This is a genomic window from Winogradskyella endarachnes (genome assembly GCF_009741275.1).
In the GTDB taxonomy this organism is placed as follows: Bacteria; Bacteroidota; Bacteroidia; order Flavobacteriales; family Flavobacteriaceae; genus Winogradskyella; species Winogradskyella endarachnes.
The window spans coordinates 1035709-1055795 of sequence record NZ_WOWS01000001.1; the positions used below are offsets into that span (position 1 = coordinate 1035709).

The 20087-nt window shown below is 31.5% G+C and carries 21 protein-coding genes and 1 tRNA gene; 12 read left to right on the forward strand and 10 right to left on the reverse strand.

Annotated features, from left to right (window positions below; translation table 11 throughout):
• Positions 1–125: 125 nt before the first annotated feature.
• From GN138_RS04645 to GN138_RS04665, 5 genes are all read left to right on the forward strand, one after another.
• Positions 126–470, forward strand: coding sequence for a DUF6249 domain-containing protein (locus GN138_RS04645; protein WP_157362575.1), 345 nt, complete (start codon positions 126–128; stop codon positions 468–470).
• A gap of 94 nt (positions 471–564) precedes the next feature.
• On the forward strand, positions 565–1542 hold the full coding sequence (locus GN138_RS04650) for a hypothetical protein (RefSeq protein ID WP_157362576.1): 978 nt from the start codon (positions 565–567) through the stop codon (positions 1540–1542).
• The gene (locus tag GN138_RS04655) at positions 1535–1888 is read left to right on the forward strand and encodes a DoxX family protein (protein ID WP_157362578.1); all 354 of its coding nucleotides are present in this window, start codon (positions 1535–1537) and stop codon (positions 1886–1888) included. Before GN138_RS04650 ends, GN138_RS04655 begins: the two co-directional genes overlap by 8 nt.
• A 14-nt stretch (positions 1889–1902) precedes the next feature.
• Complete coding sequence (locus GN138_RS04660; RefSeq protein WP_157362580.1) at positions 1903–2421, forward strand: hypothetical protein; 519 nt, start codon at positions 1903–1905, stop codon at positions 2419–2421.
• Positions 2422–2448: 27 nt separating this feature from the next.
• Positions 2449–3624: an MFS transporter gene (locus tag GN138_RS04665; protein WP_157362582.1), complete on the forward strand. Its 1176-nt coding sequence runs from the start codon at positions 2449–2451 to the stop codon at positions 3622–3624.
• Between the two features lies 1 nt (position 3625).
• Here GN138_RS04665 and GN138_RS04670 read toward each other — a convergent pair whose 3' ends face one another.
• Complete coding sequence (locus GN138_RS04670) at positions 3626–4306, reverse strand: M15 family metallopeptidase (protein WP_157362584.1); 681 nt, start codon at positions 4304–4306, stop codon at positions 3626–3628.
• Positions 4307–4831: 525 nt separating this feature from the next.
• Here GN138_RS04670 and GN138_RS04675 point away from each other — a divergent pair.
• From GN138_RS04675 to GN138_RS04705, 7 genes are all read left to right on the forward strand, one after another.
• Positions 4832–5758, forward strand: a complete 927-nt coding sequence (locus GN138_RS04675) for an alpha/beta hydrolase (RefSeq protein WP_157362587.1) — start codon at positions 4832–4834, stop codon at positions 5756–5758.
• A gap of 346 nt (positions 5759–6104) precedes the next feature.
• Positions 6105–6965: an SPFH domain-containing protein gene (locus tag GN138_RS04680; RefSeq protein ID WP_157362589.1), complete on the forward strand. Its 861-nt coding sequence runs from the start codon at positions 6105–6107 to the stop codon at positions 6963–6965.
• Between the two features lie 3 nt (positions 6966–6968).
• Entirely contained in the window at positions 6969–7127 is a 159-nt protein-coding gene (locus GN138_RS04685) for a DUF4177 domain-containing protein (protein WP_157362591.1), read from the forward strand.
• Positions 7127–7627 (forward strand): hypothetical protein, encoded by a 501-nt coding sequence (locus GN138_RS04690; RefSeq protein ID WP_157362593.1) that lies wholly within the window; start codon positions 7127–7129, stop codon positions 7625–7627. The genes GN138_RS04685 and GN138_RS04690 overlap by 1 nt, the downstream gene beginning before the upstream one ends.
• A gap of 7 nt (positions 7628–7634) precedes the next feature.
• Entirely contained in the window at positions 7635–7814 is a 180-nt protein-coding gene (locus GN138_RS04695; RefSeq protein ID WP_157362595.1) for an Arc family DNA-binding protein, read from the forward strand.
• Positions 7815–7880: 66 nt separating this feature from the next.
• Entirely contained in the window at positions 7881–9191 is a 1311-nt protein-coding gene (locus GN138_RS04700; RefSeq protein WP_157362597.1) for a DUF819 family protein, read from the forward strand.
• 51 nt (positions 9192–9242) lie between these two features.
• The gene (locus GN138_RS04705; RefSeq protein ID WP_157362599.1) at positions 9243–9950 is read left to right on the forward strand and encodes a DUF4369 domain-containing protein; all 708 of its coding nucleotides are present in this window, start codon (positions 9243–9245) and stop codon (positions 9948–9950) included.
• A gap of 158 nt (positions 9951–10108) precedes the next feature.
• Here the strand turns inward: GN138_RS04705 and GN138_RS04710 are convergent, their stop codons facing one another.
• The 9 genes from GN138_RS04710 to GN138_RS04750 form a co-directional block, all read right to left on the reverse strand.
• Complete coding sequence (locus GN138_RS04710; RefSeq protein ID WP_157362601.1) at positions 10109–11521, reverse strand: T9SS-dependent choice-of-anchor J family protein; 1413 nt, start codon at positions 11519–11521, stop codon at positions 10109–10111.
• A gap of 195 nt (positions 11522–11716) precedes the next feature.
• Positions 11717–11790, reverse strand: a tRNA-Thr gene (locus GN138_RS04715).
• A gap of 72 nt (positions 11791–11862) precedes the next feature.
• Complete coding sequence (locus tag GN138_RS04720; protein ID WP_157362603.1) at positions 11863–12132, reverse strand: hypothetical protein; 270 nt, start codon at positions 12130–12132, stop codon at positions 11863–11865.
• 83 nt (positions 12133–12215) lie between these two features.
• On the reverse strand, positions 12216–13187 hold the full coding sequence (locus GN138_RS04725) for a type I phosphomannose isomerase catalytic subunit (RefSeq protein WP_157362605.1): 972 nt from the start codon (positions 13185–13187) through the stop codon (positions 12216–12218).
• Positions 13188–13191: 4 nt separating this feature from the next.
• Positions 13192–13602 (reverse strand): 6-pyruvoyl trahydropterin synthase family protein, encoded by a 411-nt coding sequence (locus GN138_RS04730; RefSeq protein WP_157362607.1) that lies wholly within the window; start codon positions 13600–13602, stop codon positions 13192–13194.
• Positions 13602–14126 (reverse strand): isopentenyl-diphosphate Delta-isomerase, encoded by a 525-nt coding sequence (gene idi / locus GN138_RS04735; protein ID WP_157362608.1) that lies wholly within the window; start codon positions 14124–14126, stop codon positions 13602–13604. Before idi ends, GN138_RS04730 begins: the two co-directional genes overlap by 1 nt.
• A gap of 104 nt (positions 14127–14230) precedes the next feature.
• Complete coding sequence (locus GN138_RS04740) at positions 14231–16225, reverse strand: OmpA family protein (protein WP_157362610.1); 1995 nt, start codon at positions 16223–16225, stop codon at positions 14231–14233.
• A 10-nt stretch (positions 16226–16235) separates the two neighbouring features.
• A complete protein-coding gene (locus GN138_RS04745) occupies positions 16236–17165 on the reverse strand; it encodes a PorP/SprF family type IX secretion system membrane protein (protein WP_157362612.1) in 930 nt (309 codons plus the stop codon).
• A gap of 27 nt (positions 17166–17192) precedes the next feature.
• Positions 17193–20087: DUF7507 domain-containing protein (locus GN138_RS04750; protein ID WP_157362614.1), on the reverse strand; the 2895-nt coding region annotated here is incomplete at its 5' end.

Genomic DNA, 20087 nt, shown 5'->3' on the forward strand with positions numbered 1-20087 from the left:
ACATTATTTAAGGTTACACTTAGTTAAATATTTATTTTTTTTACCAAAAGTGTAACCTAAGTTTAATTAGTATCGTCATAAGCTATGAAACAAATAAAATTAATCAATTAAAAAAATCGAACATTATGAATGAAGAAATATTAATCCCTTTAAGTTTATTCTTATCTATTTTTGGAATTGTATATCTATACTTTTCTACCCGAAACAAAGAACGTTTAGCGCTTATAGAAAAAGGTGCTGATGCCAGTATTTTTAACATTGGCAAACGAACTGGCTCCTCTTGGAAAGTGGTTGTATTAAATTTAGCTTTTCTATTAATGGGAATTGGTTTGGGTGTATTTATTGCTAATATTTTAGATACCTACACTGGTTTAGGTGATGCCGTTTATCCTTCTTTAATATTCTTTATGGCAGGTGTTGGCTTGTATATAGGATTTACACAAACTAAAAAACATGTTGGTAAAGCGTAACTCTTGTAATTATTATAATTTAAAAGCGTCTCATAATTGAGACGTTTTTTTATGCCTATAAATGATGTATCTTTAAAATCTATAAATCTAAAACATGTACAAATTTCTATTTACGCTGCTATGTATTGGGCAATTATCTTTTGCTCAAATCACTATAAAAGACAGTATTTCAAATTATCCTGTAAGCTATGCAACGATATCTTTTGGCAATGGTAACGGTATTTTTGCCGATGATGAAGGGGTATTTGTTTTTACTGAAAAGTTATATCCAGATATAGATTCGCTATTTATATCTGCAATTGGTTTTAAAAATTTAAATATTTCAACTAAAAACTTATCTACCGAAATAATAATGAAAGCACAATCGCATCAGCTAGATGAAGTAATGCTTAATTTTAAAAAGGATAGAAAATTTAAAGAAGAAAAACTAAAACCTTTTTTAGATGATGATTATTATAATTGCTGGTTACCAACTATAGAATCTGAAATTGCCGTTTATTTCCCTAAAACAACAAGCCAAGACCAAAAATTAAAAACCGTATTCTTTCCTATCGCTTTAGAGTCTAAAGACTGGGAAAAACGAAATAAAAAAAATAGTGACAAAAAGAAATTCTCAACCTTATTTAAAGTTCAATTTTATAAAAATAACGATGGTATGCCAGGTGAGGTATTAACCTACGAAACTATTGTATTTAAAGCTACTGAAAAAGATGGCGATTCTTATGAACTAGATGTAGATAATTTTGATATTTATGTACCAGATAATGGTTTTTTTATATCTCTACAAGTATTAGGATATACTAATAAAATGGGGAAATTATTACCTAATAAAAAATACAAGGAGATTGTTTCTAAAAATGGAGGTGTTGTTAAAATACCAACAAATTTTAGACCACTTCTACCCTTTACCAATGAAATTGAATCTAAAAATACATATATAAAACGTGTATTCATTAATGGTAATAATTGGGTAAAATTTGACAAAGGAAATGGTCTGCAGTCTAGTCTTATTAAAAGAGATTTATATAATTATGGCATTGGCATAACCTTTAAAACTTATAAGGATGAATGAGCCATTAGGTCTATACGTAATGGCTGCAATGTATATTTTAGCTGGTGCAATGCATTTTTTTAAACCAAAAATGTATATGCGTATTATGCCAAGATATCTGCCTAACCATAAAACTTTAGTGTATTTAAGTGGTATTGCAGAAATCAGTTTTGGTATAGGTTTATGTATACCAACACTCAAGGCAGTTTCAATTTATGGAATAATTGTAATGTTGGCCGTATTTCTATTAGTTCATTTTTATATGCTGTCTAGCAAAAAAGCTTCTGCAGGAATCCCTAAATGGATACTAATATTACGATTACCACTACAGCTTTTCTTAATGTATTGGGCATATATGTATCTCTAAAATTTAATTCACAGATGAATATTACAAAACATTGCCAATTATGCGATCATCAAGTAGTAGATTTTAAAACAGGAACACTTTGTGGGCTTACCAATAGAAAACCTGATTTTATTAATAAATGTGTTAAAGCAAAATTAGATTCTAAATTAAGACCTAAAATTGAAGCAACAAATGTTGAATATAAAGGTATCTTAAAGACACAAACTCTGGTCTATATTAATTTTGTAGTCTTTTTAATTATTGGTCTCGCTGTTATTTTGGCTGGCTACTTTTTGGCGCAGTATTTATTAAAATTTAGAGTAATTGGCACAGTTCCTTTTATAATTTCAGCTGTAGGGTTAATGGGAGTTTTACCTTTAGCAATTGGACCCTTGAATCAATTTAGAAACGATTTAAAATTAGCTAAAGCTAAAAAAGACGATGTAGATAATTTTTTAAAAATCTACAATATTAAATATGATATAGACTTGGTATACGGCAAAAAATATCATGGTGAACAAAACGTAAACGTAGATATAAATATTTATAAATAAACTTCACAATTCCTAATTTCAGCACTATTGAAAACAATACAGAGCTCATCAAAATGGGTATTAGCCATAATAATCTTTTCTCAGTTTTGTTGCACATCATTATGGTTTGCAGGTAATTCTATAATAGATGATTTAATTGGTCATTTTAATTTAAGTGAGGCGTCTTTAGGAGATATAAGTTCTTCTGTTCAATTTGGTTTTATAGTAGGCACCTTTATTTTTGCAATGCTTACCATAAGTGATCGTTTTTCACCATCTAAAGTATTTTTTGTCTGTGCTATTTTAGGAGCTAGTTTTAATCTTGGCATGCTGTATTCTGCAAATACCATTTATACTTTAATTACATTTAGGTTTCTCACTGGATTTTGTTTGGCAGGTATTTATCCTGTTGGAATGAAAATTGCGGCTGACCATTTTAAAAAAGGACTTGGTAAATCGCTTAGTTTTTTAATAGCTGCTTTAGTTTTAGGTACTGCATTTCCTTATTTAATAAAATCGTTTAATTTAAATTTTAAATGGGAATTGGTTATTTGGGTTACTACTTCACTAGCCTTAATAGGTGGTTTTCTCATTCTGCTATTTGTGCCAAATGGACCATATCAAAAATTAGCTCAAAAATTTGAGCTTTCAAAAGTACTCAACGTTTTTAAAGAGCAATCATTTAGGTCTGCTGCTTTTGGCTATTTTGGACATATGTGGGAACTCTACGCGTTTTGGACCTTTGTACCAGTGCTTCTAATTACACATACAAAACTTCATAACATTAGCTTAAACATTGCTTTATTTGCTTTTATAATTATTGCGTCTGGCACCATATCTTGTATTATTGGAGGTTTCCTTTCAAAATCTTATGGTATACGTAAAACGGCAATGTTATCTATAAGTATTTCTGGTTTGTGCTGTTTGCTTTCGCCTTTATTTATTAAGATAAATTCAAGCTTTATTTTTATAATATTTCTTATAATTTGGGGAATGGCTGTTATAGCAGATTCACCATTATTTTCTACGTTGGTAGCCCAAAATTGCGATGCTAGTTCTAAAGGTACAGCATTAACCATTGTAAATTGTATTGGATATTCAGTTACAATTATTAGTATTCAGGTTTTAAATATTTTGTTAAGCCAAGATGGTTATAGACAATTTGCATTTATGATTTTAGCTGTAGGTCCAATATTAGGTTTAATAAACTTAAAGAAGTCTTAGTTTATTCAATTTCAAAATCAAAATAAGTTTTTGGGTATGGTTCCCAACGTAAGGTAAAGTGCCACCATTCTTTTGGGTAATTTCTAAAGTTATGTTTTATCATAACAGATTGTAATAACTCACGGTTTTTACGTTGTTCTTCTGTTAAATCCTCATCTGCAACCCAAGATTCTTCTCCAAAAAAATCAAAAGGACTTCCCATATCTAAAGGCTCACCTGTTTCTCCATCTGCAATGGTTAAATCTAGAGTACTACCTCTACTGTGACCAGAACGCGAAGCAATGTAACCCGATTTAAATAGGTTTCGTTTATCTACTTCAGGATAAAATTGTTGCTTCTTAATCGTATCATTTAAGTCTTTTGCCCAACGGATAAAATGATTTACAGCACGTTGTGGTCTATAGCCATCATAAACTTTTAAACATAAATTTTGTTGTTGCAACTCATCTTGCACAAGTTTCAGTTTTTCAGCTGCTGGTTTTGTTAAAATTAACCGGTTTACTTTATAACCATCAATAGTATCACCAACAAAATTATTCGATGAAAAATATCGCAATTCTACATCTATATCTGGTATAATGGTATCTACATAAACAAAACCTTCTGGTAAGGCTTTCTTTACTTGAAAACCCACCAAAATAAAAAGTAAACTAATTACGTAAAAGAGTGCTTTACATTTCATATGGAAATACTAAATTAAAGAAAAAATAGAATTTTGAACCCAATTTTATAAAATCAAAACAAAAGATCAATTTAAATTGTGAATGAGCTTGAAGATTACCATACTAAAAATTCATAAATGTTAGTAAAATTAAATAAACAGAAAGTATACAAAAACAAAAAACCGAGATCCCTCAATCTCGGTTTTCGTTTATTTGCTTTTTACTATGCTGGTAGATTTAGGGTCTCTAATTATACACAACACACGGCAAATATTAATTAATTAATCCATTGAACTAAAAACTTTTTTTTTAGTACATGTCAAAGATATAATTCATTTTTATCCTACAAGCTAAAAAACATATTTTATCGATAAAATACACTAAATTTTAACATATTTAGACAAAAAACATATATTAACGATTAAATACCAATATAAAACCACAGAAATCAGGTAAAAAAAATCATAAAAATGGAATAAAATTTGCTTAATAATTTACAACTAAAACACAATTAAATTAACTTTATCACACAAAAAAATTACAAAATGAAAAAGTATTTAGTTTTATTATTATGTTTTATTGGTTGTATAAGCTACAGTCAGAATACAACTTTTACAGAAACAGAATTATCTATAACCAAATGGATAAATGGTACCTTATTATTGCCTAAATCAGTAGACAAACCCAATTTAGCCATAATTATTGCTGGTTCTGGGCCAACAAATAGAAATGGAAATCAAAATTTTTTAAAAAATAATTCATTAAAAAAACTAGCAGAACAACTTACCAATAAAGATATCGCAACCTTTAGATATGATAAACGTATAGTAAAACAAATACTAACCAACCGTGTAGATCCAAATATAATGTTTGATGATTTTGTAAACGATGCTTCGGCTGTTATAGATTTTTTTAAAGAAAAAGATACATATGGTAAGATTTATGTAATTGGTCATAGCCAAGGAAGTTTAGTTGGTATGTTAGCAGGGAAAGACAAAGCTGATGGTTTTATTTCATTAGCTGGTGCTGGTAATAATATAGGTGATGTTATAATAGAACAAGTGGAAAAAACAGCATCTATGTATACCGAAGACACCAAACGCGTTGTTGCAAGTTTAAAAGAGGGTAAAACAACAACCGATTATCCTGCAGCTTTAGGAGCCGTATTTAATGTAGACACCCAACCTTTCATGATAAATTGGATGTCTTATAACCCAACTGAAGTTATCCAAACATTAGAAATGCCTATTCTAATTATTAATGGAACTAAAGATTTACAAGTAACGGAAAAGGAAGCTAAACTTTTAAAAGAAGCTAATGATAAAGCTGAGTTAGTTATTATTGAAAACATGAATCATGTACTTTTTGAAATAGACGGTGATGATTTAGAAAACTCAAAATCTTATAATGAGTCCTTTAGAGAAATTTCTCCTCAACTGATAACATCCATTTCAGCATTTATTAAATCGTAAGAATTAATTAGCACTCAAATATCTAAGCATTTCAACAACGAGATGCTTTTTTTATGTCCAAAAATATTACAAATGAAAAAGCATCCCAACCACGAGATGCCTTTTCTTAACTAACCAACCAAATGTAATGTTACGATTTTGTAGTAATGTTACTCAGGGTAACTATCGTATTAATCATTACACTTAGTATAACACAAATGGCGTGCCAAAGTTTATTTTTAAGGTATTTATTAAAAAGCTGTAACAAAATAATTGGTTTGCATACTAACTTAATAAATTATATCTTTATGATATTATTTTAATATCATATTGATTAATAATAATTAACCAATTAAATTTACAAATCATGAAAGAAGAAAAAATCATCGTTCCGGCAAATGGCTATTTAATGTTGTTTTTATTTTTAATCCTATTCTTTGGTAGTATAGCCCTTATTTTTATTACAAAAACAGGTTGGTCGATTTTTGGCATCTTAGCAGCACTAATATTAGCCTTTGGTTTTTTAATGGTACAACCAAATGGTTCACGTGTTTTACTGTTATTCGGAAAATATGTTGGTACTGTAAAAAAGAACGGCTTCTATTGGGTAAATCCTTTTTACTCAAAAAAGAAGATATCATTAAGAGCAAGTAATTTTGATAGCGAACGTTTAAAAGTGAATGATAAATTAGGAAATCCAATAATGATTAGCACAATATTAGTCTGGAAAGTTCACAATACCTATAAAGCCGCTTTTGATGTAGATAATTATGAAAACTTTGTACGCGTACAAACAGATGCCGCTGTTAGAAAACTAGCCAGTATGTATCCTTATGATAATTTTGCAGATGAAGGTGTAGATGAAGATATAACTCTACGATCTAGTGTTAACGAAGTAAGTACTGCCTTAGAAAAAGAAATAGACGAACGTTTATCTATCGCTGGTATAGAAGTATTAGAAGCTAGAATAGGCTATTTAGCCTACGCACAAGAAATTGCAAATGCCATGTTAAAGCGCCAACAAGCCACAGCTATTGTAGCAGCAAGACATAAAATTGTTGAAGGTGCCGTAAGTATGGTAGAAATGGCTATAGATGAACTTAATAAAAAACAAGTTGTTGATTTAGATGAAGAGCGTAAAGCTGCCATGGTAAGTAACCTTATGGTAGTACTTTGTGGCGATAAGGATGCTTCACCAGTTTTAAACACAGGAACCTTAAATCATTAAAATATGAAAGAGTACAAAGTAATTCAACCAAAATTAGGATTTAAAAATAGAATTCAGAAATATGAAGACCTTTTAAATCAATATGCAAGAGAAGGTTGGGAAGTGAAACATATAGGACAAAATTCACCTTTAATTATATTTGAACGCGACAAAAACAGATAATGAAAATTTTTAAAGAAGAACAACGATTTAATCAATTATGGTTAATTATACTAATTTTATTTAGCGCCATAGTGCCAATTAGTATTTATATAAAAGAATACATTGAAAGTCCTGAAAGCTTTACATATATAGAAGTAATTGGTTTCATATTTCTTATTCTTTTAGGCTCTAGTATTATCTTTGTATTTAAACTTACAACTCGTATTGACGAAACTGGGATTCATTATAAGTTTTTTCCTTTTCACTGGAGTTTTAAGGTTATTAAATGGAAAGACATCCAAAACGTCTATGTAAGATCTTATGACGCATTAGGTGAGTACGGTGGTTGGGGATTAAAGGGAGGCGCATTTTGGAACAAATCTAAAGGTAAAGCAATAAACGTCTCTGGAGATATTGGAATTCAACTGATATTAAAAAACAAGAAAAAGCTTTTAATAGGTACACAAAAACAAAATGATGTTAAAAATGTATTAGCCTCTTATAACAATAAAATTAATTAATGTAATAATGTCTAAAAAGAAAGCCTTTGCATTACGAATGAATGAAGATATGCTGAAAGCCATTGAAAAATGGGCTTCAGACGAATTTCGTAGTACCAATGGCCAAATAGAATGGATGCTTATGCAATATCTAAAAGCGCATAATCGGCAACCTAAACAAAAGGATAATGATAAAGACAAAAAGTGATCGGAAATGGTCGCTTTTTTTCGTTTTTAATTTTTGTATTTTGCGGACATTAAAATAAAATTATCTATGGATACTACTCCAATTTTTACTGACGATACTATTGTATTTGGCCTCTTAATGTTAGCCTTAGGATTTGTTTTTATTACAGAATCTATTAAAACTGGGTTTTGGTCTAAATTTTATAAAATAGTTCCAGGATTATTTATGGCTTACATGGTTCCGGCAGTTTTAACAACCACTGGTCTTATATCTCCAGACTGGACAACTGTTTCTGAAACTGGCGAAATAACAGAACATAGTTCTAACCTTTATTATGTATCTAGTAGATATTTATTACCAGCAGCCTTGGTTTTAATGACACTTAGTATAGATTTAAAAGCTGTTTTTAATCTCGGTTGGAAAGCTTTAGTAATGTTTTTTGCAGGAACTGTAGGTATTATAATTGGTGGCCCTATTGCCATATTATTAATTGCTAGTGTTTCTCCAGAAACTGTTGGAGGTGTTGGACCAGATGCTGTTTGGAGAGGACTTTCTACGCTAGCTGGTAGTTGGATTGGAGGTGGTGCTAACCAAACCGCTATGTTAGAAATTTATGGTTACAACCAAGCCAAGTATGGAGGAATGGTATTTGTAGATATCGTTGTGGCTAACATATGGATGGCTATAATACTAATTGGTATTGGAAAAAGAAATAGAATAAATAAGTGGCTAAATGCAGATACATCTTCAATTGAAGAATTAAAAAACAAAATGTCAACGTTTTCAGAAAAAGTTAAACGTAACCCTTCGCTAACAGATATTATGATTATTTGTGCCATAGCTTTTGGTACTGTTAGTATTGCACATTTAAGTGCTAATTTTTTAGCCCCTTCTTTTGAAAATATTGTTAACAATATAGAATCGCCTACTACAAAAAATATTTTCACCTTTTTAGGTTCAAAGTTCTTTTGGATGATAAGCGTAGCTACCTTAATTGCTATTCTATTATCATATACAAAAGCTAAAAATTACGAAGGCGCTGGTGCTAGTAAGTTTGGAAGTGTTTTTATCTATATTTTAGTAGCTAGTATAGGAATGAAAATGGATTTAACCATGATTTTTGATAATGTTGGCCTAATTGCAATTGGTATTGTTTGGATGACAATACATGCCCTACTTTTAATGCTTATTGCAAAATTAATTAAAGCACCATACTTTTTCTTAGCCGTAGGTAGCCAAGCAAATGTTGGTGGTGCTGCTTCTGCTCCAATTGTAGCATCAGCTTTTCACCCTTCTCTAGCTACAGTTGGTGTATTACTTGCTGTATTTGGTTATGCTGTTGGAACAATTGCTGCAATTGGTTGTACAATTTTAATGGAATTAGCCGCAATTAGTTAACCATATTTAAACTATTATTAAGATATTTACAGACTAAATTTATAACAACAAATGACAAAATTAAACAAAGCCATAAGTCTCATTATTTTATCTGTTTTGGCCATCTCTTGTGGTAAAGAAAGCGATGCTAACTTTACTTTAAGAGGTAGTGTTAAAGGGTTAAAAAAAGGCGTGGTTTATCTTCAAAAAGATGGTGACTCTAGTATCGTAGATTTAGATTCTATGACAATTAACGGTCAGAATGAATTTATGCTTCATACTAATATTGAAGAACCAATAATTCTTTATTTAAAAATGTTTAAAAACGATGGTGCAGAACATTACATTCCGTTTTTTGCAGATAAAGGGGTTACAGAAATTAATACGACGTTAAAGAACTTTAATTATGATTCTGAAATAAAAGGGTCTAAACAACAAGAATTATTAGATGATTATTTAAAGATTATTACTAAATATAATAATCAAAATTTAGATTTTATTGAGCAAAAGTTTTTAGCTCTTAAAGCACAAGATAGTATTGCAGCAGATTCTTTATCAAATTTAGCAAACACCATAGTTAAACGAAAGTATGCGTATACAATTCAATTTGCAATAAACAATAGAGATAGTGAAATTTCGCCATACTTAGCGTTATTTGAAGCTAGGAAAGCCAATCCTATTTTTATAGATTCTATTTACAACAACCTTACGCCTAGAATTAAAAATTCCTTTTATGGAAAAAAATTAGCTGAAGTTGTAGCGAGCCATAAGACAGAATAATAGTTTTAAAACTAACTGTAATATAAAAATCCAATCAAATAATGATTGGATTTTTTGTTTTAATAAATCTTGTAAGCTATTTATTGAATTGTTAATCATAGCCTTAAAAACGCTCCTTTGCCGTAACTCTCATATGCCTTCAATTTTTATATTAAATATTAATTTTTTATAAATTTACCTGTGTAGTTATTGCCATTTAAATCTGTCAACTGAACGATATACATGCCAGAACTCAGTTTATTAGTATAAATCATTGAACCACTAAATTGAACTGCAATTTTCTGACCAGTCAATGTAAAAACATTCGCCGATTGAAATTCAAAACCTTCCACATAAACATTTTCTGATGTTATTCTTGGATATATTTTTATGTCTTTGTCTTCAATACTGTCGCCTATTGATAAACTAGAATCTACTTGCCAAGTAATATCATCTAAATAAATAAAAGAAGGTGTATCTTCTATTCTTGGGTGCTTAAACCCTATATAACTATTGGTTCCTGTATAACCGGTAAAATCAACATTATACTCTACATAATTACCATCTGCTGAGTAATCATTAGATAATTCAACAGTTTCTAAAGCGGTGAATGTAGATGCATCATTAGGATCAGAAAGTGTACCTACTATAATATCATCGTTTTCTGAAAATGCATAAAAACTTAAGGAATGTGTACCCAATGACAGATTAGAAATTTCTGGTGAAACTAATATTATGGATTCGTCGGTAGTATCATTAGCATTTTCTAGAGAAAATATAACTAATGCATTAGAAGCTGAATTAGCATACAAACTTTGGCTACTAATCTCTGCATCATCATTAACTGCAGTTGTTCCAATTAAAGAAACCCAACAATCAGGTAGGTTTGGTTCTATTACGCTACTAAAATCTTCATCCAAATCTGCTACAGGATCACATGAATTTGCTGCTGTAGTTTCTATTACTTGAAAATTATCAATAGATAAATCTACATCACTATATGTTCCATCTCCTGCGTTATATCCATTTGTTCCTTCATCTATCCAAAATGCCAACTGAATTACACTGCCATTATAAGCAGCGGGAATTTCAATAATTATTGTTTCGCCTGCATCATCCAATACTGTAGTATCATCATATACAGCAATGGAAGTCCAAACTTCTGTTGCTCCTTGCTTTTTAATTAACAAATGTAATTCATCATCAGCAGCTAACGGTTGAAAAGTTGTTCCTAAATGCCCTGCAAATGCCATATCCCAACTAACAGAATAACTTCCTGTAGATGACGCAGGTGTTATGTCTAAATATGGCGAAATTAACCAGTCTTTCTTTCCTGCCCATCTTACACGTGTTTTCACTGCACCTGTTGTGCCATTGTTATTAAAGCCATCTACTGCCCAACCTCCAGTTCCAAAAACAGATGGTCCATCTGTAATTGTAGCATAATCTGCTTCATCCCAACAAGATGGTAAGAAACTTGAAAAATTTGTTGAGTAAGGCACTGTTTCTATATTGCCACATGCATCGTATTCTTGACCATAAATTGCAATACTTGCAAGTAAAGCTAAGCTTAATTGTAAATTTTTTTTCATATAATTTTGAATTTAAATAATAAAATCAAAATATACTTAAATTAATGTACTTGTAAGAATTAATTTTCAATTTTAGAACTAAAATTTTAGAATTCAACTAATTAATAAGTGAATAATTGAAATAAAAATTAAAGTTTGAGCTAATATATATACATAAAAAAAGCTTCAACCCTATGATTGAAGCTTCTTATTAAGAGCCGATGGAGGGACTCGAACCCACGACCTGCTGATTACAAATCAGCTGCTCTAGCCAGCTGAGCTACATCGGCAAAAAACAAGCTTATTAATCTCTCAATAAGCGAGCGCAAATTTAAAATAGATTTTTAAATTTGCAAATCAATTTATTTTAAATTATTGATTTTTTCTATAAGTCCTTTTCCTTTTGCTTCAAGATCATTCACAATAGCTTTAAAGTGAGCTTTCTTATCTTCTACTGCTCTGTTATTAACACGTGCAATTAATTCATCAAAAGTCGTAATAGCTTCATCAATGATTGCTTCACTTTCTTTTGTTGGTTTTTCAGAATTAGTTAATTCCCATACGTAAACCGCTTCAATAATATCTCCTAAAACGTAGTTTATATCTTTTTTTAAATCTCTTTTATTTGCCATAATAATTTTATTTTTTAATAACCGCAAAAGTACTAAATCCTTTTAGTTATTTAATACTGTATAACAGTCTTTATTTTGAAGTTTTAAACGTACACTTCTAAGAGTTTACCATAATTTGTTTTTAATGTATAGTCCTTAATCTGTGCAGGAATTAAAATAGTTTCGCCTTTAGATATGATATCTTTTGAAGTATTTGTTATAACTTCAACTTTACCATCAACGCACATGTAAATTAAAAACGAATCGTGCGTATTCTGTTTTTTTATTTCATCATCTAATTCTAGAAAATTAGTAGTAAAAAATGGGCAACTCACCATTGTATTTGAAGCATTTTTTTGAGTATCATAATCTACTCTAAAATCGTTCTTCATATTAAAATTAAAAGCATCAATTGCGATATCATTGTGTAATTCGCGCTCATTACCATTATCATCCACTCTATCCCAATCGTAAACACGGTAAGTTACATCACTAGTTTGCTGAATTTCCGCTAATAAAACACCTGCTCCAATTGCATGTACTCGCCCTGCTTCAATAAAATAAGTATCACCTTCTTTTACTTTATCAAAATTCAATATTTTGGTAAGCGTTTTATCTTGGAGATGTTTTAGGTAAGTTTCCTTATCCATATTTTGGTTAAAGCCTACAATTAGATTAGCATCTTTATCTGCTTGCATTACATACCACATTTCTGTTTTGCCAAAAGAATTATGACGCTCTTTTGCCAACTTATCATCTGGGTGCAACTGAATGCTTAAATCTTGCTTTGCATCTATAAATTTAATTAGCAGAGGAAATTCATTACCAAATCGCTCATAATTTTTAGCTCCTAACATATCTGCTTTAAAATTTTCAACTAAATCTTGAAGTGACTGGCCTTTTAATTCACCATTAGATACAATAGAAACGTCTTCTGGCACCGTACTAATTTCCCAACTTTCTCCTAAAGTTTTAGAATCTGATGGTTTATTAAAATTTTTATTTAACTTTTCTCCACCCCAAATTTTATCTTTTAAAATGGGTTGAAACTTCAAAGGGTGCAATGCGTTTTTCATAATATTAATTTCCTGAGTAAGTTACAAAATTTCGAGGTGTTTCATACAATGTAATTTCAAGATGAAACTTTGCATCTAATTTAGGTTTAATTCTATTATAAATAACAACCGCTATATTTTCTGCTGTTGGGTTTAATTCTTTGAACTCTTCAACTTCTACATTTAAATTTTTGTGATCAAATGCATCTTCTACTTCAGCTTTAATAATATCTTTTAAAATTTTTACATCTATTACATAGCCTGTTTCCGGATCTATTTCTCCAGTTACACTCGCTATCAATTCATAATTATGACCATGAAAATTGGGGTTATTGCACAAACCAAAAACAGATTCATTCTTCTCAAAACTCCAATCTTTTCTATATAATCGGTGAGCTGCGTTAAAATGTGCCTTTCTATGTACAGTTACCTTCATTATTTCTTAATATTTATGAATTCATAAAATTTTTCAAAAATTATTTTAAACCAAGCTGTGTATATATCTGGGTTTTCATTGATATCTTTCTTTACATCTTCAAGCTTCATCCATTTCCAAGCCATGACTTCTTCTTCATTAATGTTTGGAGCTTCATTAAAATGACCTACCATAACGTGATCATACTCATGCTCTGTTAAACCATTATCAAAAGGTGCCTTATATATAAAAGATGTCTTTTCTTCTAATTCTGTAACAAATCCCATCTCCTCCTCTAATCGTCTCTTACCAGCGCTTAAATTAGTTTCTCCATCGCGTTGATGGCTACAACAAGTGTTTGTCCATAACTCTGGAGAATGATACTTATGTGCGGCACGTTGTTGTAGCATTAATTCATTGTTATCATTAAATACAAAAACTGAAAAGGCACGATGTAAAAGTGCTTTTTCATGTGCTTCCATTTTTGGCATTAAACCAATTTGATTATCGTTTTCATCCACTAGGATGACTTTTTCTTCTGTCATATTACAAAATTAACTCCTAATTGATTAATAAAAGTAAAGGATTTCATAAAAATAGCCGTTTAAAAATTTAAACGGCTATTAAAGTCTATTTTTGAATGATTTATTTAATCTTCACTCTCTACTTTATCATCGCAAGTTTTACCATCTATACTAGTAATAATAAACTCACTACGTCTATTAAGCTGGTGTTCTGCTTCTGAACACTCAGATTCATTACTTGGTTCGCAACCACAATCATTAACCAAACGAGACTCTCCATAACCTTTAGCTGTTAATCGTTCAGCGGCAATTCCTTTCTCTATTAAATATGCTCTTGTAGACTTTGCTCTACGGTCTGATAATTGTTCGTTATAAGAAGCTGGACCTCTACAATCTGTATGACTACGAATATCTATATGCATTGTAGGGTACTTGTTTAGTACGGCTAATACTTTTTGAATTTCAATTTCTGCATCATATCTTATATTAGACTTATCAAAATCGAAATAAATAATTGGAATATCTAATACTTTGGCTAAATCGTCACACGGTTCAATTTGTTGTTCATCTTTTTCAATACGCAATTCCATTAACAACTCTTGGTTTCTATTAGGTGTTGTAAACCGTTGCTCATCTGAAGTATATTTATCTTTTTGAACTCGAATTAGGTATTCTTTTTCTGGGTCTACGTCAAATTTAAAATATCCATCTTCACCAACTACTTGTCTATCTAATTCTTTTCCGTTTTCATCTAATAATATAACGGTAGCACCAGGTATAATCTCTTCTGTATCTATATCTTTAATTTCTCCCTCTACAATTAATTTAATTTCTGGGAATTTAAAAGTATAAATATCATCACTACCCTTACCACCCTCTCTGTTAGAACTAAAATATACACGCTTAGTTACTAAGTTTTCATAGTAACCAAAATCATCATAAGGACTATTTATTGGCTCACTAACATTTTCTATAGGAAAATTTCGATTAGCGCTATTTAGTACTTTTTGGTCAGCACCTTTTGAAACAAACACATCTAAACCACCTAAACCTGGAAAACCGGTTGAAGAAAAGTATAAATCACCATCTGAATTTATAAAAGGAAAAGACTCTTGTCCTTCTGTGTTTATTGAACTACCTAAATTTTCAGGTTCTCCTAAGGTACCATCTTCATTAACATCTACAACAAAAATATCAGATTGACCAAGTGTTCCTGGCATATCTGATGCAAAGTATAATTTTGTACCTGTTAAGTTAAGAGCAGGATGAGCAACACTATAGTCTATACTATTAAAGTGTATTTTATGTATACTTCCCCAAATACTGTCTTCACTCAAAGTAGCTCTATATAGCTGTAGCCTATTAATACCTACAGCATCTTCCTTGTATTTTGATCTAAAAAAGTTATTTCGTGTAAAGAACATGTATTTTCCATTAGGTGAAAATATAGCACTTGACTCATGAAATTTTGTGTTTACATTTTCTCCAAAACTCTTAGGCTCTTCAAAGGTATCATCTTCATTTTTCTCAGCTTTATATAAATCTAGGTAAGGCTCTTCGTTCCATTTATATAATCGTCCGCCTCCTCTTGCTGAAGCAAAAACAATTCCGTTTTCATGTTCCGTTGTTCCAAAATCAGAGAAAGGTGTATTGATATCTAAATTTACCAGTTCTATGTCGTCTCTACTCATTTCCTCAATTGCAGATTTATAATCTACTTTAGATAAAAATGCTTTTCCTCTTGTATCATCTGGCTTAAGTGAATTGAATTTCTCCATCCATTTATCCGAATTTTCGTAGTCTTTTATTCCTTTTAAAGCTAATGCATATCTAAAATAATATTCTGGGTCTATTACTTCATTTAATTGCATTAACTCACCGTACCACTTCGCCGCTTCCTCCATTTTATTTTGAAAATAAAACGAATTGGCTAATTTTTGAAATAAATCTGCAGACTTATAACCATTATTAGCAACCTCTAATAAAACTTCACTTGTTTTAACATAGGCGAAATTTCTATAATCATTTTTAACGCTTTGAATTTTTCCTCTCTGAGAAAAAGCATTTGAGGATATTACAATTACAAAAGCTAATAATAGATATTTTGATAGTGTTTTCATAGTAATTTTTTTAGAAGAAACGTGGAGATAAAATTCTACCAACTCTTTTAACTTCAAATCTTAGGGTTACTTCGTGGGTTCCGCTATTATAATTATTTAAACCAGTAGAGGTCATATCGTAACTATATCCAACAAACATTCCAGGTGTTACTTGAATACCTGCTAATGCACTAACTGAATCGTCCCAACGCCAAGCTAAACCAAAAGTAAGCTTCTTTTGATACCAAAAATTAGCCGATACATCTGCTATTAATGGCGCCCCAGAAACACCTTTTAACATAAGCGCTGGTTTTAATTCTGTTGATTCGCTAATATTAAATACGTATCCACCGATGAAATAAAAGTGCATACGTTCTGTGGCAACAGATTCTTCATAATCATCATAGTGTTCTGTCTGTATAAAATTAGGAACTGCCAAGCCTAAATACCATTTACGAGTATGCAAATATAAACCTGCACCAATCATAGGTGAAATTAGATTTATATTTTCACCAAAATTATTGGGATCCGTATTTTGAAAACGCCCCTTACTCCAATCTGTATCCAAAATATGTAAACCTCCCTTTGCTCCAAAAGATAATTTTAAATCATTTGCATTTAATGGAATAGTATAAGAAAAACTTGCATCTATAAACGATTCAGTAGCTGGACCTAAAGCATCTTTTACAATATTTAAACCCAATCCTACACGCTCGTTTCTTAATGGCGAATGAATACTTAAGGATTGCGTCTGTGGCGCCCCATCAATACCAACCCATTGAGATCTATGTAAACCTACAACACTTAGAGTTTCTCTCTGTCCAGCATACGCAGGATTAACACTCAAAGTGTTATACATATAATGCGTGTATTGTGGGTCTTGCTGTCCAAAACTAATAGTACTGATTAGTGTAAATACTAAAACTATTAATCCCTTTATTAGTGATGATTTATGTATCATTTTAATTATTTTATAATTCAGTATTAATTAGTTATTTCTATTAATATATAACCATCCAACTCTTGGATCAGAACCATCACCTAGGTCTAGTACATAATAATATGTACCTACTGGTAAATCATCTGATTGGTTAATAACGGCTCTTCCGTTAGAAGTACCTTTCCAATCATTTAAATATCCCTTAGCAGAGTAGACTATATTCCCCCATCTATTATAAACCTCTAGTTTATTATCAGGGAAACGTTCTATACAATCAATTACAAACGTTTCATTAACACCATCTCCATCTGGAGAGAATTCATTATAAATTGTTAAACAGATTGGATCTACAGAAGCATCGTCCTCATTATTACTAGGGTCTTCATCGGTCCCACCAGAAGCACTATCGATGTATGCAATATTTAGATAGTCTCCAAATCCTAATACTTCAACAGTAATTTGTAAAATTTCAACTTGATCAGGATTTAATTGTGAAATTGTCCACTCTCCGTCAAAATCTGAATACACACCTGCGGTTGTAATTGCAGAAACAAACACATAACCATCAGGAATTTGTTCATCTATTACTATGTCAGTTGCTGTTACATTACCAATGTTTGCTACTTCAATAGTAAATGTTACCAAATCACCAATTACAGGTCTTAACTCATCAACAGTTTTAGTGATTTCTAAATCGAACATTGTATTTAGAATAACTACTGTTGGATCATCTGGTTCACCGTCACCATTGTCATCTTCATCTGAACTATCTGTTGGGTCATCACTAGTATCTATAATATCATCTGATGGATCCGTAGGGTCACCACCAATTAATTCACCACGAACAGATGCAGAGTTAGTTACAGTACCAATATCTAAATCAGCTTGAGTAATCGTATATGTCGCAGTATACGTTGTACTATCTATTTCACCTGGTAACAATTCAGTTATAGGACCACCTACCAAGTTTAAGCCTGGTAAGTTATCTTCAATAACAATATTAGTTAACGTAAGATTCCCTGTATTTTCTACAATAAAGATGTAATTAATAACATCATCTAATCCTCCTATAATACCATCTCCATTTGTATCTTCTAATGGCTCAATCGTTTTAATTAAACTAATTTCTGGATCTGCAGTTATTGTAATTACTGTAGGGTCATTTTCAGTGTTTCCATCAGAATCATCACCATCATCACTTACATCACTGACAGTTACATCGTTTGGACTATCTCCACTAGCTACTACACTATTTTGGAATCCACCTGCTTCAATAGCATTTTGCTCTATAATATACGTTGCTGTATATGTAGCTGTTTCGCCAACTAATAATACTCCTTCTAAACTACCTTGAGAAGACGGACTTTCAAAAATTGGTCCCGAAACGAATACTAGTGGATTACCATCTAAGTCAGTGAATGTATCAACAATCATAACATTATCAAGTGTTACATTACCTGTATTTGTAACAGTAATTGTATATGTAATTTCATCATCTAGACTTGCTCCTACAGGTGAAATATCATTTGTAATACTAAATGTTTTTACCACTTCAATGTCTGGGGTACCAAGTAAAATTGTATCTGTTGGATCATCATCACTTGTTGCATCCGTTGGGTCATCACTAGTGTCACTAATAGAACTACCATTTGGATCCGTACCGTTTGCAGTTGCTTGGTTTGTTACTACACCTGCATCAATATCCTCTTGCGTAATTATATAACTTGCTGTATAAACTATGGTGCCTACACCAACAATCATATCTTCTAAATCATTTTCAAGGTCTTCATCAGAGCCACCACTTACATACATCGGTACTGGTAAAGTTCCAGTTCCTGTAAAGTTTGTAGCGCTTTCATTCACACTAACATCATAAATTGTTACATTTCCAACATTAGTCACCGTATAAGTATAAGTAATCTCATCACCTACACTTAGAACATTATCATCTCCTAAATCTAGAGAACTTGTTTTAATAATACTCAATTCAGGGTTTTGATTAATTGTTACAATTGTTGGGTCATTAGTTGGATCAGTATCAGCATCTGGACCATCACTCGTCTCATCTCCATTATCACTAGTATCACTTACATCGTCTGTACCACTTGGACTATCACCTGTCGCTGTTGCACTATTCTCTACAAAGCCAGCATCAATATCATCTTGATCTATAATATATGTAGCTGTCGCAATACCTATTTCACCTGGCAATAAAGATGACGGCGATATAGTTAAACCAGTTGTTCCTGTTAATGCATCATCAATTGTAATATTAGTAATAGTAACATCACCAGTGTTCTGTACACTAAAAGTATATGTTAATTCATCACCTAAACTCGCACCTGTTGGAGCAATATCAGTGGATATTACTGCAGTTTTTGTCAATGTTAACTCTGGACTCTGAACAATCTCTGTATCGGTTGGATCATCATCACTAGTTGTATCCGATGGATCATCACTATCATCACTTACTGGATCGCCATTTGGAGCGGTTCCGTCTGCTGTGGCTTGATTCGTTACAACTCCTGCATCGATATCGTCTTGGGTAATTGCATAGGTTGCCGTGTAAACTATCGTTCCGTTGCCTACTGCCATATCTTCTAAATCGCCATCTCCATCTTCATCTGTGCCTCCACTTACATATACTGGACTTGGTAAGGTACCGGTTCCTGTAAAGTTTGCTGCACTCTCATTCACACTCACATCAAATACGGTGACATCTCCTGTGTTGGTTACTGTATAAGTATAGGTAATAACATCTCCTACACTCACTACTCCGTCTGAGCCTAAGTCTAAACTACTTGTTTTGGTAATACTTAACTCTGGACTCTGAACAATCTCTGTATCGGTTGGATCATCATCACTAGTTGTATCCGATGGATCATCACTATCATCACTTACTGGATCGCCATTTGGAGCGGTTCCGTCTGCTGTGGCTTGATT

Bases quoted from the DNA above. Each gene is read 5' to 3' on its own strand.
- GN138_RS04720 (WP_157362603.1), bottom strand. From the start codon at position 12,132: ATGGCAAATAAAAGAGATTTAAAAAAAGATATAAACTACGTTTTAGGA.
- GN138_RS04670 (WP_157362584.1), bottom strand. From the start codon at position 4,306: ATGAAATGTAAAGCACTCTTTTACGTAATTAGTTTACTTTTTATTTTG.
- GN138_RS04745 (WP_157362612.1), bottom strand. From the start codon at position 17,165: ATGATACATAAATCATCACTAATAAAGGGATTAATAGTTTTAGTATTT.
- GN138_RS04705 (WP_157362599.1), top strand. From the start codon at position 9,243: ATGACAAAATTAAACAAAGCCATAAGTCTCATTATTTTATCTGTTTTG.
- GN138_RS04650 (WP_157362576.1), top strand. From the start codon at position 565: ATGTACAAATTTCTATTTACGCTGCTATGTATTGGGCAATTATCTTTT.
- GN138_RS04685 (WP_157362591.1), top strand. From the start codon at position 6,969: ATGAAAGAGTACAAAGTAATTCAACCAAAATTAGGATTTAAAAATAGA.
- GN138_RS04725 (WP_157362605.1), bottom strand. From the start codon at position 13,187: ATGAAAAACGCATTGCACCCTTTGAAGTTTCAACCCATTTTAAAAGAT.
- GN138_RS04690 (WP_157362593.1), top strand. From the start codon at position 7,127: ATGAAAATTTTTAAAGAAGAACAACGATTTAATCAATTATGGTTAATT.
- idi (WP_157362608.1), bottom strand. From the start codon at position 14,126: ATGACAGAAGAAAAAGTCATCCTAGTGGATGAAAACGATAATCAAATT.
- GN138_RS04710 (WP_157362601.1), bottom strand. From the start codon at position 11,521: ATGAAAAAAAATTTACAATTAAGCTTAGCTTTACTTGCAAGTATTGCA.
- GN138_RS04655 (WP_157362578.1), top strand. From the start codon at position 1,535: ATGAATGAGCCATTAGGTCTATACGTAATGGCTGCAATGTATATTTTA.
- GN138_RS04695 (WP_157362595.1), top strand. From the start codon at position 7,635: ATGTCTAAAAAGAAAGCCTTTGCATTACGAATGAATGAAGATATGCTG.
- GN138_RS04675 (WP_157362587.1), top strand. From the start codon at position 4,832: ATGAAAAAGTATTTAGTTTTATTATTATGTTTTATTGGTTGTATAAGC.
- GN138_RS04660 (WP_157362580.1), top strand. From the start codon at position 1,903: ATGAATATTACAAAACATTGCCAATTATGCGATCATCAAGTAGTAGAT.
- GN138_RS04730 (WP_157362607.1), bottom strand. From the start codon at position 13,602: ATGAAGGTAACTGTACATAGAAAGGCACATTTTAACGCAGCTCACCGA.
- GN138_RS04740 (WP_157362610.1), bottom strand. From the start codon at position 16,225: ATGAAAACACTATCAAAATATCTATTATTAGCTTTTGTAATTGTAATA.
- GN138_RS04700 (WP_157362597.1), top strand. From the start codon at position 7,881: ATGGATACTACTCCAATTTTTACTGACGATACTATTGTATTTGGCCTC.
- GN138_RS04645 (WP_157362575.1), top strand. From the start codon at position 126: ATGAATGAAGAAATATTAATCCCTTTAAGTTTATTCTTATCTATTTTT.
- GN138_RS04680 (WP_157362589.1), top strand. From the start codon at position 6,105: ATGAAAGAAGAAAAAATCATCGTTCCGGCAAATGGCTATTTAATGTTG.